The sequence below is a fragment of the Luteimonas sp. MC1828 genome, from assembly GCF_016461615.1.
Classification (GTDB): domain Bacteria; phylum Pseudomonadota; class Gammaproteobacteria; order Xanthomonadales; family Xanthomonadaceae; genus Luteimonas.
Window position 1 is genome coordinate 1,684,286 of record NZ_JAEMNY010000001.1, and the last position, 25,841, is coordinate 1,710,126.

The 25,841-nt window shown below is 69.7% G+C and carries 24 protein-coding genes, 1 tRNA gene and 1 pseudogene; 5 read left to right on the plus strand and 21 right to left on the minus strand.

Going from position 1 to position 25,841, the window contains the following annotated elements:
* Nucleotides 1-11 precede the first annotated feature (11 nt).
* The 9 genes from JHB91_RS07720 to JHB91_RS07760 form a co-directional block, all read right to left on the minus strand.
* The gene (locus tag JHB91_RS07720; RefSeq protein ID WP_199472309.1) at nucleotides 12-551 is read right to left on the minus strand and encodes a hypothetical protein; all 540 of its coding nucleotides are present in this window, start codon (nucleotides 549-551) and stop codon (nucleotides 12-14) included.
* A gap of 43 nt (nucleotides 552-594) precedes the next feature.
* Nucleotides 595-2,922, minus strand: coding sequence for a glycosyltransferase family 2 protein (locus tag JHB91_RS07725; RefSeq protein WP_233398535.1), 2,328 nt, complete (start codon nucleotides 2,920-2,922; stop codon nucleotides 595-597).
* Nucleotides 2,919-5,222: a glycosyltransferase family 2 protein gene (locus tag JHB91_RS14120; protein ID WP_199472310.1), complete on the minus strand. Its 2,304-nt coding sequence runs from the start codon at nucleotides 5,220-5,222 to the stop codon at nucleotides 2,919-2,921. The genes JHB91_RS07725 and JHB91_RS14120 overlap by 4 nt, the downstream gene beginning before the upstream one ends.
* On the minus strand, nucleotides 5,219-6,199 hold the full coding sequence (locus JHB91_RS07735; RefSeq protein WP_199472311.1) for a hypothetical protein: 981 nt from the start codon (nucleotides 6,197-6,199) through the stop codon (nucleotides 5,219-5,221). Before JHB91_RS07735 ends, JHB91_RS14120 begins: the two co-directional genes overlap by 4 nt.
* On the minus strand, nucleotides 6,196-7,392 hold the full coding sequence (locus JHB91_RS07740; RefSeq protein WP_199472312.1) for a cystathionine gamma-synthase: 1,197 nt from the start codon (nucleotides 7,390-7,392) through the stop codon (nucleotides 6,196-6,198). The genes JHB91_RS07735 and JHB91_RS07740 overlap by 4 nt, the downstream gene beginning before the upstream one ends.
* Before the next feature lie 71 nt (nucleotides 7,393-7,463).
* The gene (locus tag JHB91_RS07745; RefSeq protein ID WP_199472313.1) at nucleotides 7,464-8,840 is read right to left on the minus strand and encodes a pyridoxal-phosphate dependent enzyme; all 1,377 of its coding nucleotides are present in this window, start codon (nucleotides 8,838-8,840) and stop codon (nucleotides 7,464-7,466) included.
* A gap of 153 nt (nucleotides 8,841-8,993) precedes the next feature.
* Nucleotides 8,994-9,212, minus strand: coding sequence for a YdcH family protein (locus JHB91_RS07750; protein ID WP_199374914.1), 219 nt, complete (start codon nucleotides 9,210-9,212; stop codon nucleotides 8,994-8,996).
* A 342-nt stretch (nucleotides 9,213-9,554) separates the two neighbouring features.
* A complete protein-coding gene (locus JHB91_RS07755; RefSeq protein ID WP_199374913.1) occupies nucleotides 9,555-10,187 on the minus strand; it encodes a hypothetical protein in 633 nt (210 codons plus the stop codon).
* Complete coding sequence (locus JHB91_RS07760) at nucleotides 10,184-10,570, minus strand: DUF4398 domain-containing protein (RefSeq protein ID WP_199472314.1); 387 nt, start codon at nucleotides 10,568-10,570, stop codon at nucleotides 10,184-10,186. Before JHB91_RS07760 ends, JHB91_RS07755 begins: the two co-directional genes overlap by 4 nt.
* A 94-nt stretch (nucleotides 10,571-10,664) precedes the next feature.
* Here JHB91_RS07760 and JHB91_RS07765 point away from each other — a divergent pair, with 94 nt between their 5' ends.
* Nucleotides 10,665-11,780, plus strand: a complete 1,116-nt coding sequence (locus JHB91_RS07765; RefSeq protein WP_199374911.1) for a PilT/PilU family type 4a pilus ATPase — start codon at nucleotides 10,665-10,667, stop codon at nucleotides 11,778-11,780.
* A gap of 4 nt (nucleotides 11,781-11,784) precedes the next feature.
* On the opposite strand, the gene maiA is transcribed toward JHB91_RS07765, so the two are convergent.
* The 6 genes from maiA to rplM form a co-directional block, all read right to left on the minus strand.
* On the minus strand, nucleotides 11,785-12,459 hold the full coding sequence (maiA, locus tag JHB91_RS07770; protein ID WP_343225070.1) for a maleylacetoacetate isomerase: 675 nt from the start codon (nucleotides 12,457-12,459) through the stop codon (nucleotides 11,785-11,787).
* 65 nt (nucleotides 12,460-12,524) lie between these two features.
* Nucleotides 12,525-13,514 carry a fumarylacetoacetate hydrolase family protein gene (locus tag JHB91_RS07775; protein ID WP_199374909.1) on the minus strand — a complete coding sequence of 330 codons (990 nt, stop codon included), beginning with the start codon at nucleotides 13,512-13,514 and terminating at the stop codon, nucleotides 12,525-12,527.
* Between the two features lie 66 nt (nucleotides 13,515-13,580).
* Nucleotides 13,581-14,324: a 2OG-Fe dioxygenase family protein gene (locus JHB91_RS07780; RefSeq protein ID WP_199472316.1), complete on the minus strand. Its 744-nt coding sequence runs from the start codon at nucleotides 14,322-14,324 to the stop codon at nucleotides 13,581-13,583.
* Nucleotides 14,325-14,390: 66 nt separating this feature from the next.
* Nucleotides 14,391-14,465, minus strand: a tRNA-Gln gene (locus JHB91_RS07785).
* Nucleotides 14,466-14,516: 51 nt separating this feature from the next.
* On the minus strand, nucleotides 14,517-14,909 hold the full coding sequence (gene rpsI, locus JHB91_RS07790) for a 30S ribosomal protein S9 (protein ID WP_199374907.1): 393 nt from the start codon (nucleotides 14,907-14,909) through the stop codon (nucleotides 14,517-14,519).
* 3 nt (nucleotides 14,910-14,912) lie between these two features.
* Nucleotides 14,913-15,341, minus strand: a complete 429-nt coding sequence (gene rplM / locus JHB91_RS07795) for a 50S ribosomal protein L13 (RefSeq protein WP_182822926.1) — start codon at nucleotides 15,339-15,341, stop codon at nucleotides 14,913-14,915.
* Nucleotides 15,342-15,531: 190 nt separating this feature from the next.
* Here rplM and coq7 point away from each other — a divergent pair, with 190 nt between their 5' ends.
* Nucleotides 15,532-16,173, plus strand: coding sequence for a 2-polyprenyl-3-methyl-6-methoxy-1,4-benzoquinone monooxygenase (coq7, locus tag JHB91_RS07800; RefSeq protein WP_199472317.1), 642 nt, complete (start codon nucleotides 15,532-15,534; stop codon nucleotides 16,171-16,173).
* A gap of 36 nt (nucleotides 16,174-16,209) precedes the next feature.
* On the opposite strand, the pseudogene sugE reads toward coq7, so the two are convergent.
* Nucleotides 16,210-16,526: pseudogene (gene sugE / locus JHB91_RS07805) on the minus strand (quaternary ammonium compound efflux SMR transporter SugE).
* A 173-nt stretch (nucleotides 16,527-16,699) separates the two neighbouring features.
* Complete coding sequence (gene speD, locus JHB91_RS07810; RefSeq protein ID WP_199374904.1) at nucleotides 16,700-17,491, minus strand: adenosylmethionine decarboxylase; 792 nt, start codon at nucleotides 17,489-17,491, stop codon at nucleotides 16,700-16,702.
* A gap of 215 nt (nucleotides 17,492-17,706) precedes the next feature.
* On the opposite strand from speD, the gene crp reads away from it, so the two are divergent.
* From crp to JHB91_RS07825, 3 genes are all read left to right on the plus strand, one after another.
* Nucleotides 17,707-18,339, plus strand: coding sequence for a cAMP-activated global transcriptional regulator CRP (gene crp / locus JHB91_RS07815; RefSeq protein ID WP_233348299.1), 633 nt, complete (start codon nucleotides 17,707-17,709; stop codon nucleotides 18,337-18,339).
* A gap of 7 nt (nucleotides 18,340-18,346) precedes the next feature.
* Nucleotides 18,347-18,817, plus strand: coding sequence for a GNAT family N-acetyltransferase (locus JHB91_RS07820; protein WP_199374902.1), 471 nt, complete (start codon nucleotides 18,347-18,349; stop codon nucleotides 18,815-18,817).
* 76 nt (nucleotides 18,818-18,893) lie between these two features.
* The gene (locus tag JHB91_RS07825; RefSeq protein ID WP_199374901.1) at nucleotides 18,894-19,649 is read left to right on the plus strand and encodes a sulfite exporter TauE/SafE family protein; all 756 of its coding nucleotides are present in this window, start codon (nucleotides 18,894-18,896) and stop codon (nucleotides 19,647-19,649) included.
* Between the two features lie 32 nt (nucleotides 19,650-19,681).
* On the opposite strand, the gene JHB91_RS07830 is transcribed toward JHB91_RS07825, so the two are convergent.
* The 4 genes from JHB91_RS07830 to cphA are packed head-to-tail and all read right to left on the minus strand — an operon-like array spanning nucleotide 19,682 to nucleotide 25,840.
* The gene (locus tag JHB91_RS07830; protein ID WP_199472318.1) at nucleotides 19,682-20,431 is read right to left on the minus strand and encodes a haloacid dehalogenase-like hydrolase; all 750 of its coding nucleotides are present in this window, start codon (nucleotides 20,429-20,431) and stop codon (nucleotides 19,682-19,684) included.
* Nucleotides 20,428-21,246: an indole-3-glycerol phosphate synthase TrpC gene (gene trpC / locus JHB91_RS07835; protein WP_199472319.1), complete on the minus strand. Its 819-nt coding sequence runs from the start codon at nucleotides 21,244-21,246 to the stop codon at nucleotides 20,428-20,430. The genes JHB91_RS07830 and trpC overlap by 4 nt, the downstream gene beginning before the upstream one ends.
* A complete protein-coding gene (locus tag JHB91_RS07840; RefSeq protein ID WP_199472320.1) occupies nucleotides 21,243-23,027 on the minus strand; it encodes a Mur ligase family protein in 1,785 nt (594 codons plus the stop codon). The genes trpC and JHB91_RS07840 overlap by 4 nt, the downstream gene beginning before the upstream one ends.
* Nucleotides 23,028-23,047: 20 nt before the next feature.
* Nucleotides 23,048-25,840: a cyanophycin synthetase gene (gene cphA, locus JHB91_RS07845; protein WP_199472321.1), complete on the minus strand. Its 2,793-nt coding sequence runs from the start codon at nucleotides 25,838-25,840 to the stop codon at nucleotides 23,048-23,050.
* Nucleotide 25,841: the final 1 nt, after the last annotated feature.

A 25,841-nucleotide genomic window follows, 5' to 3' on the forward strand; every position in this document is an offset into this window, starting at 1 on the left:
GCGGCCTTCGATCACTCGAGCACCAGCCGGGTGCCGAGGTCGCAGTACGCCGAGGTCGCCTGGTCCAGCACGATCACCAGGTCATAGCTGCCCGCGGGAACGGCAGCAAGGTCGATGTCCAGGTTGTAGCCGGCCTGCGCGAGCGCCTCGCTGCCGAGGGCGGCGGCGACATCGGGGCGATGTGCGCCGGCCACCAGCGGTACGGCATGGCTGTCGGCGCCGTTTGCCAGCACGAACAACGCGTTCGCCGGCACCTGGTTGTCCGCGCTGGCGGCCCATCCGCCGACCAGCGCCTTGCTGCCCACCGGCGCGGTCACCGAAGGCCCGTGCGTGCCGTTCACCATGTCCAGCGCGCAATTGCCGGCCACGGGTGCGCCGACCGCCATTGCGTAGGCGACGGCCGGGGCCGCGACCGCAGGGGCGACATCCGTCGCCGGCGCCGGAGCTGCGGGTTCGGCCACTGCCGTGGTATCGGCCGGGCGCTCGCCGCCGCAGCCCGTGACGAGCATCGCCGCCAGCAGGGCGGGTGCCACCAGGATCATCTTGTGCATGTTGTCTCCAGTCGTTGGAAGGTCGTTGGAAGATCGTTGGAAGTCAGCAGTCCAGGGCCCGCAACTGCGGGCCGGGCCACTTCTCGCGCGGCGGGAAGGCCAGCTGGTACAGCTCGTCGTTGACGCTCAGGTTGCGGTTGTAGGCGGGATCGTACTGCAAGGCTTCACCCCACCGGTTGCGCATGAAGACCACCTCGCCGTTGAACCGCTCCATCTTCTCGGGAGACGTTTCATAGCCACGGGTCGCCGACTCGTGGTGGTACAGCTCCGGATATGGCGTCCACACATTGCGATAGCCGGCTTCGCGGAGGCGCAGGCAGAAGTCGACGTCGTTGAACGCGACGTTCAGCAGCGGGTCCAGCCCGCCGACGCGCTCGAAGGCTTCGCGCGTCACCACCATGCACGCGGCCGTGACGGCGCTGAGTTCCTGGATCAGGCGCGCCCGGCTCATGTGCCCCGGGTAGCCGCGGCCATGGCCCGAATAGGCATGCGCGGCCACGCCGTGCGCTCCCACGATGACCCCCGCGTGCTGGATGGTGTCGTTGGGGTAATACAGCATGGCGCCCACCGCGCCGACGCCGGGTCGGCAGGCGTGACCCACCATTTCCTCGAGCCAGTCGGGGCTGATCACGGTGATGTCGTTGTTCAACAGGCACAGCACCGTGCCGCGCGCCGCGGCCGCGGCACGATTGTTGATGAGCGAGTAGTTGAACGGCTCGTCATACGCGATGACCCGCACCCGCGGCTCGGAGCCGAGCGACGCGAGGTACTCGAGTGCGTCGGGCTGCGACGACTGGTTGTCGACCACGACGATCTCGTACGCCGGGTACGTGGTCTTTTCCACGATGGAGTCGATGCATGCCTTCAGCAGCTCGACCTTGTCGCGGGTCGGGATGATGATGCTGACCAGCGGCGCCGGATCGGGCACGGCATACCGGACGCGGTAGTTGCCGTGTTGTCCCGGGATCTCCTCCACGCGACCCGAGGACGAGGTGCGCTCCAGGTGCTCGGCGATCGCGCGCAGCCCGGCGTGGTGCGCATAGCCCTTCTCCTGCGGCGCGAGCGCCGTGGAGCCCTTGATCGCCCGCCAGTGGTACAGCACCTTGGGGATATGGCCCACCTGGTCGGAGCGGAGGCGCTCGATGCAGCGCAGCGCCAGGTCCCAGTCCTGGCTACCCTCGATGCCGACACGGAAACCGCCCACTTCGCGCACCAGGGCTGCATCGTATGCGCCGAGATGGCTGATGCAGTTGTGCGACAGGAACAGGTCGTAGTTCCAGTCCGACTTCATGTACGGATCGAAGCGGCGGCCGTTCTCGTCGATCTTGTCCTCGTCGCTGAAGATCAGCTTCCAGTGCGGGAAGCGGTTGATCGCGCCGGCGACTTCGGCGAGTGCCACCGGATGCAGTTCGTCGTCATGGTCCAGGAGCACCAGCCAGTCGCCCGAGGCCTCTTCGATGGCGCTGTTGGAAGCGGCGGAAATATGCCCGTTCTGCTCGCGGTGGACCACCTTGATGCGCGGGTCCTGCGCCGACAGTTCGTCCAGCAGCCTGCGCACATGCGGCGAAGGCGAGGCATCGTCGGACAGGCACAGCTCCCAGTTTCCGTACACCTGCCGGCGGACGCTGGCCACGCACTTGCGCAGCCAGCGCTCGTGCGTGTCGTAGACCGGCACGATGATCGAGAACAGCGGTTGTACCGCGAGCGCCGCGGCCTCGCGGCCGGCCGCGTCGAGCACCTCGGGCGAGCACGGATCGTAGAGATCGATCCACGTCTGGTAGCCGACATTGGCGCTGCCTTCCGGGGCGCGCGAATACAGCGAGTACAGGCGCGCTGCGAACGCCGATGCACCACCGGTCAGCAACTGCCGCGCCAGGCTGGCCACGCGCCGCAGCTTCTCGCCGACGCCGGGTGCCAGGCTGCCGAGCACGTCGCGCAGCATCGCGCCCGCGGCTTCGCGCCGCCCCATCCGGCGCAGCCGCAGGCCGCCCAGGCGGAACTTGCACACCGCTACCGCAGGATCGAAGCGCAGGCGCTGGACATGGTTGGTGAAGAGGACAATCGCGCGTTGCCGGCCGCCACCGACTTCACTCAGTGGCACGAACACCTTGTGGCGTTCAAGCTCCGGATCACCGTAATCGGGATAGAAATAGCTCCACAACTGCGGGCCCTGCAGCAGCTCCAGCGCCATGTCCACTTCGTACCAGCCAGGTGCAAGCCCTCCGGCAGGCAGCGCGCAGTGGAAGGCGGGGTCGTTGCCGACCGCTTCCCAGGTGCCGTCGTCCGCGCAAGTGCGCAGGTGGTTGGTCGGATGCAGCTGCAGCGCCACAATCGCGCCCGCGGATCCGCGAGCGTCGTCAGGTTCCATCATCGGGTTGTCCAGGATCGTTCAATGGCGGTCGCCGCCGGCCGGGCCGCGAGCACGTGCCCGAGCCAATGCCGCAGTCCGCGGCGCGGCGGGAACGCGAGTTCGTTCGCCGCCCCGTGGCCGAGCGAGAGGTTGGGGTTGTAGGCCGCGTCGTTGTCGAGCAATCCGTTCCAGCGCTCGATCATGAACGCGACCTCGGAGTGGAACCTGCGCAGCTTCTCTTCCGTGTCCTCGCTGCCGCGGCTCGCGGACTCGTGGTGGTAGAGCTCGGCATGCGGCGTCCACAGGTTGCGGAGGCCGGCGCGGTGCAGGCGCAGGCAGAAATCGATGTCGTTGAACGCCACCACCAGCGATTCGTCCAGGCCGCCGACCGCTTCCCACGCGGACCTGGTCACCACCAGGCAGGCGGCCGTCACCGCGGTCATGTCCTGGACGAGTGCGGCACGGCCTTCCTCGCCCCTGCTGCCGCGCGGCTGCCGGGAATAGACGTGGCCGGCAACGCCGCCCAGACCCACCACCACGCCGGCGTGCTGGATGGTGTCGTCCGGGTAGTACAGCATCGCGCCGACCGCACCGATGCCGGGGCGCAGCGCGTGCGCGACCATCTCGTCGAGCCAGTGCGGCGAGATCACCTCGATATCGTTGTTGAGCAGCGCCACGACTTCGCCCGCGGCCTGCCCGACGGCGAAGTTGTTGATCGCCGAATAGTTGAACGGCAGGCTGTAGCGCAGCACCCGCACCCGCGGCCGCGATTCCAGCGATGCGAGGTACTCGAGCGCTTCGGCGTCGCTGGAGCCGTTGTCGACCACCAGCAGCTCAAAATCCGGGTAGGTCGTCAGCGACAGGATGCTTTCGACGCAGAGGCGCAGCAGGTCCACGCGGTCGCGCGTGGGGATGACGATGCTGACGCGGGGCGGTTGCGCGGGCAGCGGCCAGCGCAGGCGCGCACCGTCACCTGCCGGCTCAACCGCAAGCACGCGGTCGCCGAGGTGCTCGCGCAGCGCGTTGCGGCGCGCCTCGGCATGGGCGGCCGGTTCGGCGCCCGCGACGTCGGGCCAGTGCGACAGCACCATCGGCACGTGGACCGGCGTGGCATCGGCATGGCCGAGGCAACGCAGCGCCAGGTCGGCAAGGATGGCGGGGGCATGGTCGGCGCGGAAGCCACCGGCGGCGCGTCCCAGGCTGGCATCGAGGAGCAACGCACTGCCAAGGTAGTCACGCGCCAGGAAGAGGTCCGGGTTCCAGTCGGGGCGGAGGCTCGGCGAGTGGCGGCGCCCCGCGGCGTCGATCCGGTCGCAGTCGGAATACACGATGCCGGCCGCTGGATCGCTTGCCACCGCATGCGCAAGCGCCAGCAGTGCGTGCGGAGCGAATACGGGTGCGCCTTCGATCACGCCGATCCAGGCGCCCGCGGCGGACGCGAGCGCCAGGTTCCAGGCCGCGACATCGTCCGCTCGCCCCTCGATCAGGCGGACACGGCTGCTGGCTGCGACCGCCGCTGCGACGGTGTCGCGCATCGGGGCCGACAGCGCCTGTTCGTCGCAGACCAGCAGGAGCTCCCAGTCCGGGTAACACTGCCCGAGAAGTGATGCGATCGAGGCCCGCACGAGGTCGTGGCGCTCACCCGACAGCGGAAGCAGCAGGGACAGCAGGGGCCGCGCCGGCATCGTGCGCACGGCCGAGCGCAGGGCATCCAGCTCGGCCGAACCAGGCGAATCGTGCAGGCGGACCCACGCGGCATAGGACCCCGGCGGCTCGCGCAGGCGATCGGGGCCAGCGGCGAGCAACCATTCGCAGGCGTGCCGGTGGCCGGCCTCATCCGCCAGCGCCATGGCATGCGCGAGCACGGCGGCAGCCGAGTCGGGGTGTGTCGCCGCGTCGCGCGCGAGCAGCTCCAGCAGCAGATCGGCCGGGTCGATACGCTCAAGCGCGACTGCGCCAAGGCGGAAGCGGCCGGCGCACTCGCTGGGGTCGAAGCGTGCCGGGCCTGCCAGTGCCTCGACGGATGCGACCGCGGTCCAGTGCCCGGGGCCGTCGGGCAGGAGCTCGACCCGTCCGGACTCGGTCCAGCCATTGCCGGAATCCAGGTAGATGCAGGGGCGCTGCAGGTGCTCACCGACCAGCTCGACGCTGATGCGCAAGGTGCCGCCCTCGCGAGCACCGGGGGGCAGCTGCACGATGAAATACGGGTCGTCGCCCATGGCCAGCCAGGCGCCGTCCTCCAGCGCCTGAAGCTGGTTGAGCGGCGCATAGGCGAGTGGTACCGCGCACCCCGCCTGCATGTCCGGCGCCACGTCCCTCACTGGCCGCCTCCGCGCAGGCGACGCAACCAGCGACGCCAGAACACGTTCTCGACCGAATGGGTCACGCGTTCCACCTGGCCCTGCAGCGCCACGAGCAGCTGGCGAAGGCCCTCATGATCACGCGCGGCTGCCTCGCGGCCGGTTGCGGCGGCGGTTCCAGTCGCCGCCTGGACCGCGGTGGCGCGCTCGATGGCGGGCGCGAGCGCGGCCAGAGACTGTTCCGATCGCGCCAACGCGTCGACCAGCAGGGCGAGCTGCAGCTCCATGGCGGCGACCCGCGCATCGCGCGCCGCGTCGGCGGCGGCGAACGCTTCGACGCGCTCGGCCAGGTTCGGGGCGGCCGCCCCGTCAACAGGCGTGCCGATGGCCGCCGAAATGCCTTCCATGCGTGCGGACACCGTGGCAAGCGTGCGCGTCACCCGCGCGAAATCCGCCCGAGTGGCGTCCCGCTCGCGGGCGATGGACGCATGGACCTGCGCCAGCGCATCCGCCGCGACAACGCCATCGGCGTCGCGACACAGCACCAGCTCAACGTGGCGCCCGGACGTGTCGCCTGCCAGGCCGCGCACGTCCAATTCCACCGCGGGACGACCTTCCATGCTCGTGAAGCGGATGCCGCCCCCGGCCGGCGCTTCGCCGAGGCAGGCATGTGCGGCGATCACGCGACGGCCAAGGTCGTCGACCTCCCGGCCCGCGTAAACCATGCGCGGAATGCAGTAGCGCCCCGGGACGGCGGCAGGCTCGATCAGGATGAAATCGACAGGCACGGCGGGCAGCGCGAAGCGCAGGGTGAGGCCCTGGTCGACCGCCACCACCTCGCCCGTCACGCGGCGGGCCTGTTCGTAGCCCTCGCCCGCGCGCCGATGCCCCAGGCGCGGCGCGGCTTCTCCCTCCGGGAGTACTCCAGCCACGGCAAAGGCCAGCGCCGAAGGCACGCCCAACCCGTAGCCGGATGCCGCGCCCGGAGGCTGCATCATGGAACGACGGTATCCAGCGCCGCCTCGATGTCAGCCAGCAGGTCGGCCACGTCCTCCACCCCGACGCTCAGCCGCACCAGCGCGTCGCTGATGCCGAGCACCGCGCGGCGCTCCACCGGGATCGACGCATGCGTCATCACCGCCGGGTGGTTGACCAGGCTCTCCACGCCGCCGAGCGACTCGGCCAGGGTGAAAATCTTCAAACACTCGCAGAAGCGGGTGGCACCGGCGAGGCCGCCCTTCACCACCACCGACACGATGCCGCCGAAGCCATCCATCTGGCGCGCGGCGAGCGCGTGGTGCGGATGCGACGGCAGGCCCGGGTAGATCACCTGTTCGATCGCGGGATGGGTCTCGAGCTGTTTCGCCAGCGCCAGCGCGTTGTCGCAGTGGGCGCGCATGCGCAGGTGCAGGGTCTTCAGTCCGCGCAGCGCGAGGAAGCTGTCGAACGGCCCCTGCACCGCGCCCACCGAGTTCTGCAGGAACGCCAGCTGCTCGGCGAGCTCGGCGTTTTCGCCCACCACCACCATGCCGCCGACCATGTCGGAGTGGCCATTGAGGTACTTGGTGGCCGAGTGCAGCACCAGGTCGGCGCCGTGCTCCAGCGGGCGCTGCAGGATCGGCGAGGCGAAGGTGCTGTCGACCACCATCAGCAGGCCGTGCTTGCGGGCGATCGCCGAGATCGCCTTGAGGTCGACGACCTTGAGCATCGGGTTGGTCGGGGTCTCCACCCAGACCATCCGCGTCAGCGGGGTGATCGCGGCCTCGAACGCGGCGGGATCGGTCAGGTCGACGAAGCTGAAATCCAGCGCCGCGGTGCGCCGGCGCACGCGCTCGAACAGCCGGTAGCTGCCGCCGTAGAGGTCGTCCATGGCGATGACGTGCGCGCCGCTGTCGAGCAGCTCCAGCACCGTTGCGCTGGCGGCGAGGCCGGAGGCGAACGCGAAACCGCGACTGCCGCCCTCAAGCCCGGCCACGCAGCGCTCGTAGGCGAAGCGCGTGGGATTGTGGGTACGCGAATACTCGAAGCCCTGGTGCACGCCCGGGCTGGACTGCGCGTAGGTGGAGGTCGCGTAGATCGGCGTCATGACCGCGCCGGTGGAGGGATCCGGCGACTGCCCGGCGTGGATCGCCCGGGTGCCGTGGCCCCAACCGGAGGCGTCCGCGCCGCCGTGACCCTGGTCGTCGTGCATGCCTTCACATCCGCTTGAAAAGACTGCGGATTGTAGCATCGGGGCAGGGCCGCCCCGCCCGCCAGCGCGGCTCAGTTGACGCGGCGACGGAGCCAGTTCAGCAAGTCGATCCGGGTGATCAGGCCCAGGAAGCGTCCGCCGTCCATCACGATCGCCACCTGGCCGCGGTCGAACACCGGCAGCAGCGACTCGATGGGCGATTTGACGTCCAGTACCTCCAGCTTGCTGGCCATGGCGGTCGACACCGGGTCGCGGAACCGCGCCTCGTCGCCGTAGACGTGCAGCAGCACGTCGGACTCGTCGAGGATGCCGACCAGCTCGTCACCATCCATTACCGGCAGCTGCGAGATCTCGTACAGCTTCATGCGCTGGTAGGCGGTGACCAGCAGGTCGTTGCGCCCCACCACCACCGTGTCGCGCTGCGAGAACGGGCGCAGGATCAGGTCGCGCAGGTCGCCATGCTGCTCGCGCTCGATGAAGCCGTTGTCGAGCATCCAGTAGTCGTTGTACATCTTCGACAGGTACTTGTTGCCGGTGTCGCACACGAACACCAGCACCTTCTTCGGCGTGGTCTGCTCGCGGCAGTACTTCAGCGCGGCGGCCAGCAGCGTGCCGGTGGAGGAGCCGCCGAGGATGCCTTCCTTGGCCAGCAGCTCGCGCGCGGTCAGGAAGCTTTCCTTGTCGGTGATCGCGTAGGCCTTCTTCACCCGCGAGAAGTCGGAGATCGACGGCAGGAAATCCTCGCCGATGCCCTCCACCATCCAGCTGGCGGACTTGTCGCTGAGCGTGCCTTCGTTGATGTACTCGGCAAGGATCGAGCCGACCGGATCGGCCAGCACCATCTCCACGTCCGGCGCCTGCGTGGCGAAGCAGCGCGACAGGCCGCTCATCGTGCCGGAGCTGCCGCAGCCGAACACGATCGCGTCGAGCCCGCCGACCTCGGCCATCTGGCGCAGGATCTCCGGTCCGGTGCCGTGTTCGTGCGCGGCCGGGTTGTCGGGGTTGCCGAACTGGTTGATGAAATACGCGCCTGGCGTCTCCGCGGCGAGCCGCTCGGCCAGGTCCTGGTAGTAGTCCGGATGGCCCTTGGCGACGTCCGATCGTGTCAGCACGACCTCGGCACCCATCGCCTTGAGGTTGAAGATCTTTTCCCGGCTCATCTTGTCGGGGACCACCAGCACCAGCTTGTAGCCCTTCTGCTGCGCCACCAGTGCCAGGCCGATGCCGGTGTTGCCGGCCGTGCCTTCCACCAGGGTGTCGCCGGGCTTGATGTCGCCACGCGCCTCGGCGGCCTCGATCATGCTCATGCCGATGCGGTCCTTGATCGAACCGCCGGGGTTCTGGCTCTCGAGCTTGAAATACAGCTCGCAACAACCCGCATCCAGGCGTTGCGCCTTGACGATGGGGGTATCGGCGATGAGTCCGAGGACGGAATCGTGGATGGGCATGCCTGGCAGCCTGTCGTGCAACGGGGCGGCGATTATCGCATCGCGCGTCGCCATCCGTTGCGCGGCCCCGGCATGTGGCACGTGTGCGGCGACGACCGACGAGGGTGGCCGCCACCGCACACGGTGGCCTTTACGCTGCGTGGGGGAGCGGGATCAGTGGGTCAGGGTATTGAACATCTGCGCCAGGCGGTCCTTGGCGACGAGTTTCTCGCGCTTCATCTGTGACAGCCTGGTGTCGTCGATCGGCAGCACGCCGAGTTCCGCATCGAGCACTTTCTTGTCGAGTTCCTTGTGCCGGTGGTAGAGCTGGCGGAACTCCGGGTTGGACTTGAACAGCTCGTCCATTTCCGCCTGCGGTTGACCTTCGAACATGGAAACCTCCTTTCAGCTGTGACCCGCGCGACCCTCCGCGCGGACATGCAAAAACGCCCCGGACCTTGCGGCCCGAGGCGTGTCGTTTGAAGCTGGACCGGCGCGCTCCGGACGCCCCCTCGGGAACGTCCGCGGGGCCTTGCCCGCGGCGACATTCCCGTTGGAGTCGCACGATTCCGTCACGTCACCCTTCCGCTCCGCGAGGCGGCCTCACCGTAGGTGGTCGCCGCCTGCATGTTCGACCCTACTCCTCCGGATCGGGAGGGGCAAGGGTCCGCCGGGAGGCGCGGACAGGCGCCGGACAGGCGCCGGCGGAACCCGGCTTCAGGCCCCTGCCGGCCCTCAGTGCGGGCGCCTGGCAGGTCCCGGCACGTCCCGCATGAGCTCGGCTTCCTGGCGCTTGAGCTCGGCCTCGCGCTGGCGCGCGGCGCGCAGTTTGGCGGCCTGCGCGCCGGCCACGTCATCCAGCACGCCTTCGACCTGCTGGCGGGCGCTGGATTCCTCCTCGGCCGCCAGGCGCAGGCGCTCGGCCTCCTCGGCCTGCACCTGGGCCTGGATGCGCAGTCGCTCGGCCTCTGCACGCGCGCGGGCGGCATCCTGGCGGCTGGCTTCCACCAGAAGTTCGCTGCGCTCGCGCTCGAGGCGGTCGAGCTCGCGACGGTCGACGGCGTTGGCTGCCGCGATCTCGGCAGTTTCGACCCGCCATTCAGCCACCTGGTGGGCATCGGTGCGCGCCTGGCCGCTCCTAGCGGCAGCCAGCGCATCCAGCGCCTGGCGGGCCTGCAGGCGCTCGTACGAGGCCAGCGTGTTGCGGGCGGGATCGATTTCGATTGCATGCAGCCGCGACTCCAGGCGCGCCAGGTCGCTGGCGGCTTGCGACTTGGCCGGCACCTGCCCGCGCGCCTGGGCCTGCGCCAAGGCCGGCGCGGCCAGTAGCGCGACTGCGATCGCCGCACTGGCGAGGAGGCGCGTCATGGCGTGCCCTCCACGCCGAGCCGCTGGCGCAGGCCGGCCACCTCGCTGCGACGCTGGGCGAGCGCGGATGCGGTCTGTGCCTGCTGGCTGCGGGCGTTGGCGAGGTCGGCCGAAGCTGCCGCGAGCTGGGCCAGCACGCGCGCGTCACGCTCCTTGCCGATCGCCATCGCCGACTGCGCGCGGCTCAGCGCGGTGCGTGCACGCTCAAGTTCCTCGGGCGCGTACTGCTGGGCATCGGCAGCATCGGCGCGCGAAACCGCCTGCTGCGCGGCGGAGAGTTCGGCCGTGGGCGGCGGCAGGCTCGCGCAGGCCCCGAGTGCAAGCACCGGAACGAGACACAGGCCATGCAGGGCCGACTTGAATTGTGCGAAGCTTGGAGGCATAGGGGGTCGTGCCGATTGGGGAACGCGCGACCATTGTTATCAGCATCCGCGCGGTACGCAATGTGCCGGCGCGGCGCGACAGGGGATTTCGTCAATGGACATCGGCTATTTCCTCAAGCTGATGACGGAAAAGAATGCCTCCGACATGTTCCTGACCACCGGCGCGCCGGTGTACATCAAGGTCGAAGGCAGGCTTTACCCGCTCGGCAACACCGGCCTGCCTCCCGGCATGGTCAAGAAGATCGCCTACTCGCTGATGGACGAAGGCCAGGTGCCGCAGTTCGAGCGCGAGCTGGAGCTCAACATGGCGCTGTCGCTGGCGGACTCGGGGCGCTTCCGCGTCAACGTGTTCAAGCAGCGCGGCGAAGTCGGCATGGTGATCCGCTCGATCCGCAGCACCATTCCGTCGATCGAGGAGCTGCAGCTCCCGTCCGTGCTGAAGGAGATCATTATGGCCCCGCGCGGCCTGGTGCTCATCGTCGGCTCCACCGGCTCCGGCAAGTCGACCACGCTCGCGTCGATGATCGACTACCGCAACAGCACCACGTCCGGGCACATCCTCACCATCGAGGATCCCATCGAATACCTGCACCGGCACAAGAAGTCGATCGTCAACCAGCGCGAGGTCGGCATCGACACCCACGCCTTCCACAACGCGCTGAAGAACGCGATGCGCGAAGCGCCGGACGTGATCCTGATCGGCGAGATCCTCGACGCCACCACCATGGAGGCCGCGATCGCATTCGCCGAAACCGGCCACATCTGCCTGGCGACCCTGCACTCGAACAACGCCGACCAGACCATCGAACGCATCCTCAACTTCTTCCCCGAGGCGGCGCACAAGAACGTGCTGATGAACCTGGCGCTGAACCTGCGCTCGGTGGTGTCGCAGCGCCTTGTCGTGGGCACCGATGGCCGCCGCATGCCGGCGACCGAAGTGCTGATCAACACGCCGATGATCCGCGACCTGCTGCGCCGCGGCCAGGTTCACGAGATCAAGCAGGCGATGGAGGAATCGCTGGAGGAAGGCATGGAGTCGTTCGACCAGTGCCTGTTCCGGCTGTTCAAGGAAGGCCGCATCGAGCGCGAGACCGCGCTGCGGGCGGCGGATTCCCGCGACGGCCTGGACCTGAAGTTCCGCCTGTCCGAAGGCGGCGACGAACACGATCCCTACGCCGACGTCTTCGACACCGGCCACGCCTCGCACTGAGGCGTCAGGCCATTTCCGGCGCGTCGGGCTGGCGCTCGGGGCGCGCGGCTTCGAACGCCGGCAGCTGCAGGCATTCGCGCTCGATGCGCGCGATGATCGGGAACGGCGCCATGTCGACGCCGAACCGCCGCGCGTTGTAGACCTGCGGCACCAGGCAGCAGTCCGCGAGGCCGGGCGCGTGGCCGTCGCAGTACTCGCCGGTCGATGGATTTCCAGCCAGCAGAGCTTCCAGCGCGCGGAAGCCTTCCACGATCCAGTGCTTGACCCAGACATCGCGCTCCGCGCCCGGCACGCCCCAGTCGCGCTCGAGGTATTGCAGCACGCGCAGGTTGTTGAGCGGATGGATGTCGCACGCCACCAGCTGCGCCAGCCCGCGCACGCGGACACGATCGCGCGCGGTGGCCGGCAGCAATGGCGGGGTGGGCCACATCTCGTCCAGGTACTCGAGGATCGCCAGCGACTGCCGCAGCATGCGCTGGCCGTGCTGCAGCACCGGCACCAGCTCCTGCGGGTTCATCGCCGCGAAGTCCGGCCTGTGCTGTTCGCCGCCGTCGCGCACCAGGTGCACCGGGGCGATGTCGTAGGCCAGCCCCTTGAGGTTGAGGCCGATGCGCACGCGGTATGCGGCGCTGGAGCGCCAGTACGAATGCAGGCACAAGGATTCTTTAACGGTCGCCACCTGGCCACTCCCCCTATCCGCCAAACCCATCCCGCCTGCGCGGGGCCCGCGCGCCGCTGACGCCGTCAGGGAGCGGCCTGGCGCTCGATCCGCTGCTCGATGGCACCGAAGATCGTCGCACCCGCGGCATCGAACATCTCGATGCGCACGCTGTCGCCAAAGCTCATGAACGGCGTGACCGGCTTGCCGTGCTCCAGCGCCTCTACAGTCCGCTTCTCGGCAAAGCACGATGCGCCCAGCGCGGTGTCCTCGTTGGCGATGGTGCCGGAGCCGACGATGGTGCCGGCCGACAGCGGCCGCGTCTTCGCCGCGTGCGCCACCAGCTGCGCGAAATCGAACTGCATGTCGACGCCGGCCTCCGGCGCGCCGAACCATTCGCCGTTGACGTGGGTGACCAGCGGCCGGTGCAGCTTGTTGTCGACCCAGGCCCCACCCAGCTCGTCGGGCGTCACGAACACCGGCGACAGCGCCGAGCGCGGCTTGGACTGCAGGAAGCCGAACCCCTTGGCCAGCTCGCCCGGGATCAGGTTTCGCAGGCTGACGTCGTTGACCAGTCCGATCAGCTGGATATGGCCGGCGGCCTGCTCGGGCGTGACCGCCATCGGCACGTCGTCGGTGATCACCACGATCTCGGCCTCGAGGTCGATGCCGTGTTCCTCGCTGGTCACACGCACCGGGTCGCGCGGGCCGAGGAAACCGGCGCTGGTCGCCTGGTACATCAGCGGATCGGTGTAGAAGCTCTCCGGCACCTCGGCGCCGCGGGCGCGTCGCACGCGCGCCACGTGCGGGAGGTAGGCGCTGCCATCGAGGAACTCGTAGGCGCGCGGCAGCGGCGCCGCCAGATGCGCGGGCTCCAGGTCGAAGCCGCCGTCGGCGGTGCCGGCATTCAGCGCGTCGGACAGCGCCACCAGGCGCGGTGCGATGTTGGACCAGTCCTCGAGCGCCTGCTGCAGGGTCGGGGCGATCCCGGTCGCGCGCACGGCGCGCGCGAGGTCACGCGACACCACCACCAGCGTGCCGTCGCGGCCGCCCTCTTTCAAAGAACCCAGCTTCATCACTGCTCCGCGAAGTCGCAATCGGTCGATTGTAGCGGGGCCGTGGGTGGCGTGTGGGCAGCGCCCTCAATCCTCACCCTGGAACGCACCGGACCGGTAGGTCAGGACGAGGGTGTCGCGGTGGCCGACGGCATCGGCGGCGAGCGGCTGGATCGGGGTGGATTCGTGGATCACGCGGGTGTCGTCGAGCAGCAGCAGCGACCACGGATCCTCGAGCGTGAAGCGGTGGCCGTCGGGGCCGGCCGCATCGAAGACGCGGGTCTCGCCGCCCTTGATGCCGTGGCGCTCGACCACGAACACGGCGACGAAGTCCACGCCGTCGCGATGCGCGCCTTCCGGCGTCGGCCGGCCGATGCCGTCACTGGTGTCGATGCGGAACTGGTGCGCCTCGACATACCAGGGACGCGCGGCGCGGACCTGCGAGAACAGCGCGCCGAGCGACTCGAGCAGTCGCGACCAGGCGGGCAACCCGGTCAGGATCGGAGACAGCGGCTGGTACATGCGCTCCATGCCGCCGTGCAGTGCGTTGTAGTCGAGCGACTGCCAGTGCGCGCGATGCGGGGCAAGCTGCGCCCCCTCGCCGCCGACGGTGAAGCAGGAATGCCGGCGCCGGCGGTAGCTGCCGCCATCGCGCAGATAGCCGTCGAGCGGCAGGTCGTCCCAGCCGATCTGCAGGCCGGCGATGTCCGCCGGCACCATGCCGGCCATCGCTGCGACCATTGCCGGCGAAAGCACCGCATACCCGTCATCGCGCAGCGCGGCCAGCACGCCGTCCTCGGCGGTATATGGCGGGGGAAAGGTCATGGCCATGTGCGGGCTCCGGCAGGCGGAAAGGACGAAGCCCGCACGTGGCGGGCTTCGGGCCTAGCTTGGATGTGGCAGCCCCGGAAGGATTCGAACCTCCGAATGCCTGAGTCAGAGTCAGGTGCCTTACCGCTTGGCGACGGGGCTATGGAGCAAATTGTAACGCAGGATCGCGCGAGGCGATCCTGAATACCTCGATCAGCGCTTCGAGAACTGGGTGGCGCGACGTGCCTTGTGCAGGCCGACCTTCTTGCGCTCGACTTCGCGTGCGTCACGGGTCATGAAGCCCGCCTTGCGCAGCTCGCTCTTCAGCGTCTCGTCGTACTCGACCAGCGCGCGGGCGATGCCCAGGCGGATGGCGCCGGCCTGGCCGGTGGTGCCGCCGCCGTGCGTGGTCACGTAGATGTCGAAGCTCTCGGTGTTCTTGGTCAGCTCGAGCGGCTGGCGCACGATCATGCGCGCGGTCTCGCGGCCGAAGAACTCGTCGAGCGGACGCTCATTGACGGTGATGGTGCCGGTACCGCGGCGCAGGAACACGCGGGCGGTGGAGGACTTGCGACGGCCGGTGCCGTAATTCTGGGTGATTGCCATGACTTAGATATCCAGGACTTGCGGCTGCTGGGCGGCGTGCGGATGTTCGGCACCCTTGTAGACCTTGAGCTTCTTGTACATCGCACGGCCGAGGGTGTTCTTCGGCAGCATGCCCTTGACCGAATGCTCGATCACGCGCTCCGGGTGGCGCTGCAGCGCCTGCGCCAGGGACTCGGACTTGAGGTTGCCGATGTAACCGGTGAAGCGGTAGTACATCTTGTCGGCCAGCTTGTTGCCGGTCACGTGGATCTTCTCGGCGTTGACCACGATGATGTAGTCGCCGGTGTCGACGTGGGTGGTGTAGACGGGCTTGTGCTTGCCACGCAGGCGGCGCGCGATTTCGGTGCTCAGGCGACCAAGGGTCTTGCCGGTGGCATCGACGATGAACCAGTCGCGCTGGACGGTCTCGTTCTTGGCAATAAAGGTTTTCATCGGGAACTCTCAGGGGTGACTGGTCGGGTTGGTTCCGAGGCCTCGGCCGGGAACTTCGCCACGCGTTTTCACGTTCCAGGAACGCAAGAGGCGGAATTGTACCGGCCGCCCGGGCTCGCCGCAAGCCTGGGGTGGGCAGGCGGCGTCTGCCCGGTTGGCCGGCGCGAATCGCCGGGCGCACAATGTCCGCATGACCACGCGCACCCTCTCCCCGCTTGACCGCCTGCTGGCGGATGCCCAGAACGCACTGGAAACAGTCGCCGGACGGCCCCGTGCCGAGCGCCCCAATCCCGGCGCGGACCACGCCGAAGTCGTGCTGGACGAGCCCGAGCGCCGCCATGCCGCGGGGCTGATGCGCATCAACCACGTCGGCGAGGTCTGCGCGCAGGCGCTGTATGTCGGCCAGGCGACGGTCGCGCGCGACCCCGCCACCCGCGCGCACCTGCTCGAGGCGGCGCAGGAGGAGACCGACCACCTGGCGTGGTGCGACGACCGCCTGCGCGAGCTGGACAGCCGGCCCAGCCTGTTCAACCCGCTCTGGTATGCCGGCAGCTACGCGATCGGCCTGCTGGCCGGGCTGCGCGGCGACGGCTGGAACCTCGGCTTCGTGGTCGAGACCGAGCGCCAGGTCGAGGCGCATCTCGAGGAACACCTGCGCACCCTGCCCGGGGCCGACCTGCGCAGCCGCGCGATCCTCGAAGTGATGAAGGCCGACGAGGCGCGCCACGCCGACAACGCCGAAGCCGCCGGCGCACGCGTGCTGCCGCAGCCCATACCCGCGCTGATGGCGGTGGCCTCGAAGCTCATGAAGACCGTCGCGTACCGCATCTGAGCCACGGCGCGCCGGCGCGGGCCGGCGCCGGGCGTTTCAGCCCGAGACCAGCTTCAGGCCCACCACGCCGGCCACGATCAGCGCGATGCACGCCAGCCGCGCCGGCGAGGCGCTGTCCGAGAACACCAGGATGCCGATGGTGGCCACGCCGATCGCACCGATTCCGGTCCAGATCGCGTACGCCGTGCCCACCGGGATGACCTTCAGCGCCTGCGTCAACAGCCACAGGCTGATCGCCGCGGTGGTCACCGTCCACACGCTCGGCCAGAGCCGGGTGAAGCCTTCGGTGTATTTGAGTCCGATCGCGAAGCCGATTTCGAACAGCCGGCGAGCAGCAGGTAGATCCAGGCCATGGCGGCGTTTCCTTGGTCAGTCAAAAAAAGAAGCGGCCCGGAGCCTTCGCTCCGGACCGCCGTCGGTCTGTCATCCGCGGGACCCGGTCCCGCGCGCGGGTCGTCCCGCAGTGTTCAATCGTGGCTGGATCCTGGCACGTGCGCGCCGAACGCCGGATGACCCGGCGCCGCGGTCACTCCACCAGGTTGCGGCCGTGGAACAGCTCTTCGATCTCGCGCTTCAGCAGCGCCTCGATCTTCATGCGCTCCTTGAACGACAGGTTGCGCGCCTTCTCTTCGAACAGGTACTGGTCGAGGTCGAAGTCCTTCAGGTGCATCTTGGTGTGGAAGATGTTTTCCTGGTAGACGTTCACGTCGAACATCTCGTAGCGGGTCTTGATGTTCTTCGCCAGGTAATCCTGGATCGAATTGATCTTGTGGTCGATGAAGTGCTTCTTGCCCTTGATGTCGCGGGTGAAGCCGCGCACGCGGTAGTCGGTGATGACGATGTCCGACTCGAAGCTCTCGATCAGGTAGTTCAGCGCCTTCAGCGGCGAGATCACGCCGCAGGTGGCGACGTCGATGTCGGCGCGGAAGGTCGCGATGCCCGCCTGCGGGTGGGTCTCGGGATACGTGTGGACGGTGATGTGGCTCTTGTCCAGGTGCGCGACCACGGCGTCGGAGATCACGCCCTTCGCATCCGCCTTGTCGATCACCGGCTGCTCGGAGATCAGGATCGTCACCGACGCGCCCTGCGGATCGTAGTCCTGGCGCGCGATGTTGAGGATGTTGGCACCGATGATCTCGGCGACGTCGGTCAGGATCTGGGTGAGCCTGTCGGCGTTGTATTCCTCGTCGATGTACTCGATGTAGCGCTGCCGCTCTTCTTCGGACACCGCGTAGCAGACGTCGTAGATGTTGAAGGAAAGCGCCTTGGTGAGGTTGTTGAACCCCTGGAGCTTCAGGCGGGGGAGCGGCTTGACCACGGCATCGGATCCAGGTTCGGCGGAAAGTGCGCGATTATGCGGCATCGCGCCCCGGGGGGCGACCCGCAGGCGGGTTGTGGCCGTGTATCCGGGCGCAACCGGTTTGCCCGCGGGGGTCGAACGGCCTACTCTCCCTGAATCCCCCGTTCACCCTGCCCATGAATACAAGCCCTGTGGCCATCCTCAGTACCTATAGACGCCCCCTGCATCCACTCATGCCTTCGCCGGCGACGATCGAACGTTTCCTGGCGCACTGCCATCGACGCCGCTATCCGCCGCGCACGGAGGTGTTCCGCCCGGGTGACCAGGCCGGCACCATGTACTACGTCATCAACGGCTCGGTCAGCATCATCACCGAGGAAGACGACGGTCGCGAACTGATCCTCGGCTACTTCGGGCCGGGCGAATTCGTCGGCGAGATGGGCCTGTTCATCGAGTCCGACGTACGCGAGGTGATCCTGCGCACGCGCACGCAGACCGAACTCGCGGAGATCAGCTACGAGCGCCTCTACCAGCTGTTCGAAGGCTCGTTGTCCGGCGACGCCACGCAGATCATGTATTCGATCGGCGCGCAGCTCTCGCGGCGCCTGCTCGACACCAGCCGCAAGGCCGGTCGCCTCGCCTTCCTCGACGTCACCGACCGCATCGTGCGCACCCTGCACGACCTGACCAAGGAGCCCGAGGCGATGAGCCATCCCGACGGCACCCAGTTGCGCGTCTCGCGCCAGGAGCTCGCCCGCCTGGTCGGCTGCTCGCGCGAAATGGCCGGCCGCGTGCTGAAGAAGCTGCAGATCGACGGCAAGCTGCACGCCCGCGGCAAGACCGTCGTGCTGTACGGCACGCGCTGAGCCGCGCGTGCCGGCGCATTTCGAATCCCGCGGCACCCTGCCCGAGGCCGACCTGCGCAGCGCGTCGTCGATCGACGCCGACGACGTCGCCGCCCTGCTCTGCGAGATGGGCTATCCCTGCGACCGCGCGGATGCCGGGCGGCGCATCGCCGCGATCGTCGGCGACGACCGCCAGGCGCTGGTGGTCGCGCGCTGTGGCGGCGTGGTGTGCGGCCTGGTCGCGCTCGACTTCATGTATTACCTGCCGCTGGACACCATCACCTGCCGGATCACCGCGCTCGTGGTGACCGCCGGTGCGCAGGGGCGCGGCCTTGGCCGCCAGCTGCTGCGCGAGGCGGAGCGCCGCGCCCGCGCCGCCGGCGCCGCGCGCATCGAGTTGACCAGCGGCTCGCAGCGCAGCGACGCGCACGCCTTCTACCAGGCCTGCGGCTTTGGCGACGGCACGGTGCGCTTCGTCAAGCGGCTCGGCGACGCTTGATCCGCGGCAACACCCGCCCCTGCCCCGCCCGTTATCCTGAGCCCCTGAACCACGCGCCAGGCGCGACGGGAGGTGCATGGACCTGCTAGGCGGCGATTTCGCGATGTTCGTGGCCATCGGCCTGTGCGCACAGCTGATCGATGGCGCACTGGGCATGGCCTACGGGCTGGTGTCGTCGTCGATCCTGCTGGCGATGGGCATGCCGCCGGCGGCGGTGAGCGCCAGCGTGCACACCGCCGAAGTCTTCACCACGGGCGTCTCCGGCGCGGCGCACGGCGCACTGGGCAACGTCGACCGCAAGCTGATGCTGCGGCTGGCGGTGCCGGGCGTGGTGGGCGGGGTGATCGGCGCATATGCGCTCAGCCGCATCGACGGCGATGCCATCAAACCGTGGATCTACGGCTACCTGCTGGTGCTGGCGCTGCTGATCCTGCTGCGCGCGGGCGGGCGCATGGTGCCGCGCAGCCGGGTGAAGCGCGTCGGCGTGCTCGGCTTCTTCGCTGGCCTGCTGGATGCCATCGGCGGCGGTGGCTGGGGGCCGATCGCCACTTCCACGCTGCTCGCCCGCGGCGGCGAGGCGCGGACCAGCATCGGTACCGTCAGCGCATCGGAGTTCATGGTGACCCTGGCGATCTCGGTGACGTTCCTGCTCTCCATCGGGCTGGAACACTGGAAGATCACCCTCGGCCTGCTGATTGGCGGGGTGGTCGCCGCGCCGATCTCGGCGCTGATGGTGCGCCACGTGCGCGAGCGCCTGGTGCTGTTCGCCGTCGGCGGCCTGGTGCTGTCGATCAGCGGCTTCCAGATCTACCGGGCGCTGTTCGGCGCCTGACTCGGCCGGCGCGCCATGCGCGCACGCCTGCTTCAGCCCTGCGCGGTCGCCACCGGATCGCCGGCACGCCCCGGGCAGCCCCAGTTGAGGATCGGCGTTCCGGCCGGAAGTTCGCGGCGGAACAGCGCCACCGCGCCGGGCTTGGGATTGACCACCACCGGCGCGCGCGCCGCGCGCAGCAGCGGCAGGTCCGCGCTGGAGTCGGAGTACGCGATATCGATGCCGCCCCAGCCGCGCTCGCGCAGCATGCGCATCTTCTCCTCGTTGTGGCAGTGGCGCACCGCGACCACCGCGCCCAAGCGCGGACCCGCGAGCGTGCCCACGACCGGCACGTCCTCCTGGGCGACGAACGCGAGGATCGCGCGCGCCAGTTCCGGGGGTGCGCCGGTCGCCACCACGACGCGGTCACCGCGCTCGCGATGCGCCTGGAACACCGCCAGCGCCGCCGGCAGCAGCCTGGCGCGGATGGTGTCGACGTGGCCGGCAACATAGGTGTCGATCAGCGCGTCGAGGTCGCGGCGCCGGTGGAAGCCGACCGTACCGGCCCAGACGAACGCCGAGATGCCGATGCGCCGCGTCGGCAGGAACGCCACCATCGGCGCGAACACCGGCGCCAGCAGCAATGCCAGCGCGGTGCGCCACGCACTGCGGCGGATCAGCCAGGCGAACAGGTGGCTTCCGGAGTCCCCGTCGTACAGCGTGTGGTCGAAATCGAACACCACCAGCGGCGCGTCCGCGCGCGGCACGCCACGAGCCGCGCCGGGTTGGGGACCACTGCTCATGCCGCGAACAGCGCGCGCAGCGCCTCGCCCGGGTCGTCGGCGCGCATGAAGGCTTCGCCGACCAGGAACGCCTCGATGCCCGCCGCGCGCAGCCGCGCGACATCCGCCGTGGTCATGATTCCGCTCTCGGACACCAGCCGCCGCCCGGCGGGCACGCTGGCAGCCAGCGCTTCGCTGGTCTCCAGCGACACCTCGAAGCTGCGCAGGTCGCGGTTGTTGACGCCCAGCAGCGGCGCGCGGCCCTCGACCGCCGGCAGGCGCAGCGCGCGCGCGAATTCGTCCGCGTCGTGCACCTCGGCCAGGACGTCCATGCCCAGCGCGAGCGCCTGCGCGCTGAGCGCGGCGAGGCGCGCATCGTCGAGCGCGGCGACGATCAGCAGCACGCAGTCGGCACCGAGCACGCGCGCCTCGTCGACCTGGTAGGCATCGACGATGAAGTCCTTGCGCAGCACCGGCAGGCCGCAGGCGTCGCGCGCCAGCTGCAGGTAGGCATCGGCGCCCTGGAAGAAGTCGATGTCGGTGAGCACCGACAAGCAGGCGGCACCGCCGGCTTCGTAGCTGCGCGCGATCGCGGCGGGGTCGAAGTCCGCGCGGATCACGCCCTTCGACGGGCTGGCCTTCTTGACCTCGGCGATCACCGCGGACCGGCCGGAGGCGGCGACGCGCTCGATGGCCGCGGCGAACCCGCGCACCGGCGGCGCGTCGGGCAGGCGCGCGGCAAGCGCCTCGCGCGGCACGCGGGCGCTGCGCTCGGCGACCTCCTCCACCTTGCGCGCGAGGATGCGGCGCAGCACGTCGTGGCGGGGTTGGGTCATGGCATGTCGTCCTGTATCGGGGGCAGTGGCTCACCGGGCCGCCAGCCCTGCGCCTGCAGCGCGTCGAGCAGGTGGACCACGGTGGCGCGCGCGGAAAGTTCGTGGACCGGCAGTGCGAGCAGGTCGCCGGCACGCGCCCATTCGAGCGGTCGGCGCGCGGCCTCGACCTCGTCGAGACGGGTCTCGATCGCGTCCGCGCCGACGCCCGAAGCAAGCAGCGTGGCACGCATGATACCGGCCACCTCGCCCGCGGCGCGGCCGCGCTCGTAGCCGCCGATGTCCTTCAGCACCACCAGCTCGGGGCGGTAGGCCGCCGCGGTCGCCGCCACCGCGCGCAGGTCGGCATCTTCGCGGTTGCCGGCGTGGCCGAGGATCAACGCCAGGCGACCGCCACGTTCCCCGGCGCCGATCGCGCGCAGGAAACCGTGCAGGCCGTCGGGGTTGTGCGCGTAGTCCACGAACACGTCGAGCGTGTCGAAGCGCCAGTGCTGCAGGCGCCCGGGATTGTCGCCAGTGCCCGCGCCGAAGCGTGCGAGCGCGCCGGCAATCGTCGCCGGCGGCACGCCCATGGCGGACGCCGCGAGGCTCGCGGCGGCGATGTTGGCGACGTTGTAGGTGGCGCGGCCGCCCAGCGCGAGCGGCATGTCCGCCACCGCGCCGAGGTCGTGGTCCTCGCCCTGCCAGTGCAGCTGCAGGCGACCGGCGCGCACGCCGCAGGTCGCCCCGCCGTGGGCGCGATGCGCCACCAGCCATGGCGCTTCCGCATCCAGCGCGAACCAGCCCAGCGAGCGGTCGCTGGCAGCGCCAAGTTCGCGCAGCAGCGCGTCGTCGGCGTTGAGCACCAGCAGGCCGTCATCGGCCACGGCGCGTGCCACGGTGAGCTTGACGCGCGCAAGGTCGGCCAGACCGTGCACGCCGTATTCGCCGAAGTGGTCCTCGCTGACGTTGGTGACCACGGCCGCCCGTACGCGCTCCACCGCCAGGCCGCGGCGCAGCAGGCCGCCACGGGCGGTTTCGAGCACCGCGGCCTCGGCGTGGGGCTGGCGCAGCGCGGTGCGCGCGCCGGTCGGGCCGGAATAGTCGCCGGATTCGAGTTCGACGCCGTCGAAGAACACGCCATCGGTGCAGCTGTGCGCGGTGGGCCAGCCGTGCGCACGCGTCATCGCCGCGACCAGGCGCACGGTCGTGGTCTTGCCGTTGGAGCCGGTGACCAGCGCCGATGGAATGTCGTGCAGCGCCGCCCAGTCGACCGCGTCGGCCGCCGGCAGCGCATGCACTGGCCAGGTGGCTGCGCCACGGCCGGCACCGACGGTGGCCTCGTCGTCGTCGAACAGGAACGGCAGGCCGCGCGCATGGGCGGCGGCGCGCAGCGCGACCAGCGCCGGGTTGGCTTCGGCCGCGGCGACCGCGCGCAGCGTGTGCAGCGCGCTGTCGGCATCGCGACAGGCCGCATGCCCCGGCGCCAGGTACGCGGCACCAGGGTCGCCGCTGGTGGACGCCACGGCGGCCGTCCACGCCCACTCGTTGACCTCGGTGGCGGCATACAGCTGGTCGAACGGAGCCTCGAACGCCAGCGAGGCGCCGCTGGCATGCGGGCGCACCAGCACCGCGCCGACAGGCCAGCCGAGCGCCGCGCGCGCCGCGGCGATGTTGCCGGCCCAGCGCGCGAGCGTCGCGGCGTCCGCCGCGGCACCGGCCGCCGCTTCCAGCGCCGCGCCGGGACCTGCGAAATAGACGTTGCCGCCGGTGAGCCGGCGCGAGTCCTCGAATGCGTCCGCCACGTCAGTACCCGCCAGTCATCTCAGTCGTTCTCTTCGCGCTCGAACACCAGGCCGCGCTCATCGCGCACCACGCCGTCCATCGCCGCCACCGTGGCCGCGTCGATCTCGGACTCCGACAGTGTCGGCGGCTCGGCGCGCACCGCAGGGGGCGGTGCCTCGCCGTCGGCGCGGAACTTGGTGATCTGTTTCCAGGTGCGGGTGAGCGCGTCGGCCAGCACCAGCAGAAGGTCGCCGGGGCGGCCCATGCGCAGCGCCGCATCCACCGCCGCCTGCTCGTCGGCGATCACGCTGATCGCGTCCTCGCCCACGCCGGCGGCACGCAGTGCTTCGGAGATGATGCGCGGCACCTCGTCGCCGTCGCGGCCGCGCAGGCTGTCGTCGCGGCGCACGATGTAGTGGTCGAACTTCCCGGCGACGCTGCCGGCGATCGCCACCAGGTCCTCGTCGCGGCGGTCGCCCGGCCCGGCGACGACCACGATCCGGCGCCCGGCGACATCCAGCCGCTGCGCCAGCTCGGCCATCATCGCCACCGCGTGCGCGTTGTGCGCGTAGTCCATCACCACCTTGAACGGGTGCCCCTCGAACACGTTCATGCGGCCGGGGGCCTGGAAGAACGTGGAATCGAAGGTGCGCAGGCCCTGGCGGATGGCATCGAGCCTGATGCCCAGCGCATGGGCCATGGCGGCGGCGAACATCGCGTTCTGCACGTTGTGCAGCGCGCGTCCCTCGAGCGTCGCCGGGATCAGGTGCGTCCACATCAGCGGCAGGTGCGCGCCCTTGTCGTACAGCGTGATCATCTGGCCGTTGACGCCCGCCTCCAGCGCGCAGGCGCCGCCGCCGGCGCGGATGTGTTCGCGCACCAGCGCGTGCGAAGGGTTCATGGTCACGTAGCAGATGCTGCGCGCATCCGTGTACGCGGACATGCGCAGCACCTGCGGGTCGTCGGCGTTGAGCACCGCGCACTCGCGCGCCACCTCCACCACCACGCGCTTGACCTCGGCGAGCTGCTCCAGCGTGTCGATGCCCTTCAGGCCGAGATGGTCGGCGGCGACGTTGAGCACCGCGCCCACGTCCACGTGGCGCACGCCCATGCCGGCGCGCAGCAGGCCGCCGCGCGCGGTTTCAAGCACCGCCATGTCGATCTGGGGGTCGCGCAGCACCATGCGTGCCGAAGTCGGCCCGGTCATGTCACCTTCCACGGTGCGCTGGCCGTCGATGTAGACGCCGTCGGTGGTGGTGAGCCCGGGCGTGTAGCCGGCCATCTTGGTGATGTGCGCGAGCATGCGCGCGGTGGTGGTCTTGCCGTTGGTGCCGGTGATGGCCGCGATCGGCACGCGCGTCGATGCGCCGGCGGGGAACAGCATGTCGATCACGCGCCCGGCGGGATCGCGCGGCGTGCCCTCGCTGGGCGCCACGTGCATGCGGAAACCGGGCGCGGCGTTGACCTCGCAGATCGCCCCGCCGATGGTGCGGTAGCTCTCGGCGATGTTGGGGGTGATGAAATCCACGCCGCCGACGTCCAGCCCGATCGCGCGCACCGCGCGCTCGGCCATGTCGCGGTTGTCGGGGTGGATGGTGTCGGTGACGTCGGTGGCGGTGCCGCCGGTGGACAGGTTGGCGGTTGCGCGCAGGTACACCACCTCGCCTTCGGCCGGCACCGAATCGGCGGCCATGCCCACGCGCTCCATCATCAGCACCGCGGCATCGTCGAGTTCCAGCCGCGTCAGCACCTTCTCGTGGCCCACGCCGCGGCGCGGGTCCTGGTTCACCTCCTCCACCAGCTCGGCGATGGTGCTGCGGCCGTCACCCACCACGTGGCCGGGCGTGCGCCGGGTGGCGGCGACGAGTTCGCCGTCGACCACCAGCAGGCGGTGGTCGTCACCGGGCTGGAAGGTCTCCACGATCACCGAGCGCGCGTGCTCGCGCGCGGCGTTGAACGCCTCGCGGATGGCGTCGTCGCCACTTACGTCGATGGTGATGCCGCGGCCGTGGTTGCCGTTCCACGGCTTCAGCACCACGGAGCCACCCAGCCGGTTCGCCGCCTTGATGGCGTCGGTCTGGCTGCTGGCCATCATCTGCCGCGGCACGGGCAGGCCGAGCGCGCCGAGGATCTTGTTGGTTTCTTCCTTGTCGCTGGCGAGCTCAACGGCGATGTGCGAGGTGCGTCCGGTGACCGTGGCCTGGATGCGCTGCTGGTACTTGCCGTGGCCGAACTGCACCAGCGACTGCTCGTTGAGGCGCATCCACGGGATGTCGCGCTCTTCGGCGGCGCGGACCAGCGATGCCGTCGACGGGCCCAGCTGGCGTCGCTGCGCGTAGCGGATGAACGCGGTCAGCGCCTCGTCCCATTCCCAGCCATCGGGCACGCTGCCGGGCGTGCGCAGCTCCGCGGGCAACAGCGATTCCAGCAGCTTCAGCGCGAGCTCGCCGGCGGCGATGCCTTCCTCGCGCTGCGCGTACTCGTAGATCACCGCGTACACGCCGGGACGGTCGTCGTCGATGCCGCGGGTCTTGCCGAAAGTGACGTCTTCGCCGGCGACGTTCTGCAGTTCGATCGCGACGTGCTCCAGCACGTGGCCGAGCCAGGTGCCCTGGCCTTCGCGCAGCCGGCGGAGGAAGCCTCCGGGCTCGCGGTACGAGCAGCCGTGCTCGGCCAGGCCCGGGAGCGCGGCAACCAGTCCATCGATGAAACCGGCGCCCAGGCGCGCGGTGGGCCACTGCTCCAGCAGGCCCAGGTCGAGCTCGAGGCGGATCACCGGGAAGTGCGCGTAAAGCGATGGACCGACGTAGACGGAACGGTTCAGGACGCGCATG

Coding starts and splice junctions, on each gene's coding strand:
- JHB91_RS07725 (WP_233398535.1), bottom strand. CDS start 2,922: ATGATGGAACCTGACGACGCTCGCGGATCCGCGGGCGCGATTGTGGCG.
- JHB91_RS07745 (WP_199472313.1), bottom strand. CDS start 8,840: ATGCCCATCCACGATTCCGTCCTCGGACTCATCGCCGATACCCCCATC.
- crp (WP_233348299.1), top strand. CDS start 17,707: ATGCCTTCGCCGGCGACGATCGAACGTTTCCTGGCGCACTGCCATCGA.
- JHB91_RS07740 (WP_199472312.1), bottom strand. CDS start 7,392: ATGCACGACGACCAGGGTCACGGCGGCGCGGACGCCTCCGGTTGGGGC.
- rpsI (WP_199374907.1), bottom strand. CDS start 14,909: ATGGCAATCACCCAGAATTACGGCACCGGCCGTCGCAAGTCCTCCACC.
- JHB91_RS07780 (WP_199472316.1), bottom strand. CDS start 14,324: ATGGCCATGACCTTTCCCCCGCCATATACCGCCGAGGACGGCGTGCTG.
- JHB91_RS07830 (WP_199472318.1), bottom strand. CDS start 20,431: ATGAGCAGTGGTCCCCAACCCGGCGCGGCTCGTGGCGTGCCGCGCGCG.
- trpC (WP_199472319.1), bottom strand. CDS start 21,246: ATGACCCAACCCCGCCACGACGTGCTGCGCCGCATCCTCGCGCGCAAG.
- rplM (WP_182822926.1), bottom strand. CDS start 15,341: ATGAAAACCTTTATTGCCAAGAACGAGACCGTCCAGCGCGACTGGTTC.
- coq7 (WP_199472317.1), top strand. CDS start 15,532: ATGACCACGCGCACCCTCTCCCCGCTTGACCGCCTGCTGGCGGATGCC.
- JHB91_RS07755 (WP_199374913.1), bottom strand. CDS start 10,187: ATGACGCGCCTCCTCGCCAGTGCGGCGATCGCAGTCGCGCTACTGGCC.
- JHB91_RS07735 (WP_199472311.1), bottom strand. CDS start 6,199: ATGATGCAGCCTCCGGGCGCGGCATCCGGCTACGGGTTGGGCGTGCCT.
- JHB91_RS07765 (WP_199374911.1), top strand. CDS start 10,665: ATGGACATCGGCTATTTCCTCAAGCTGATGACGGAAAAGAATGCCTCC.
- JHB91_RS07720 (WP_199472309.1), bottom strand. CDS start 551: ATGCACAAGATGATCCTGGTGGCACCCGCCCTGCTGGCGGCGATGCTC.
- cphA (WP_199472321.1), bottom strand. CDS start 25,840: ATGCGCGTCCTGAACCGTTCCGTCTACGTCGGTCCATCGCTTTACGCG.
- JHB91_RS07760 (WP_199472314.1), bottom strand. CDS start 10,570: ATGCCTCCAAGCTTCGCACAATTCAAGTCGGCCCTGCATGGCCTGTGT.
- JHB91_RS07775 (WP_199374909.1), bottom strand. CDS start 13,514: ATGAAGCTGGGTTCTTTGAAAGAGGGCGGCCGCGACGGCACGCTGGTG.
- JHB91_RS07825 (WP_199374901.1), top strand. CDS start 18,894: ATGGACCTGCTAGGCGGCGATTTCGCGATGTTCGTGGCCATCGGCCTG.
- JHB91_RS07750 (WP_199374914.1), bottom strand. CDS start 9,212: ATGTTCGAAGGTCAACCGCAGGCGGAAATGGACGAGCTGTTCAAGTCC.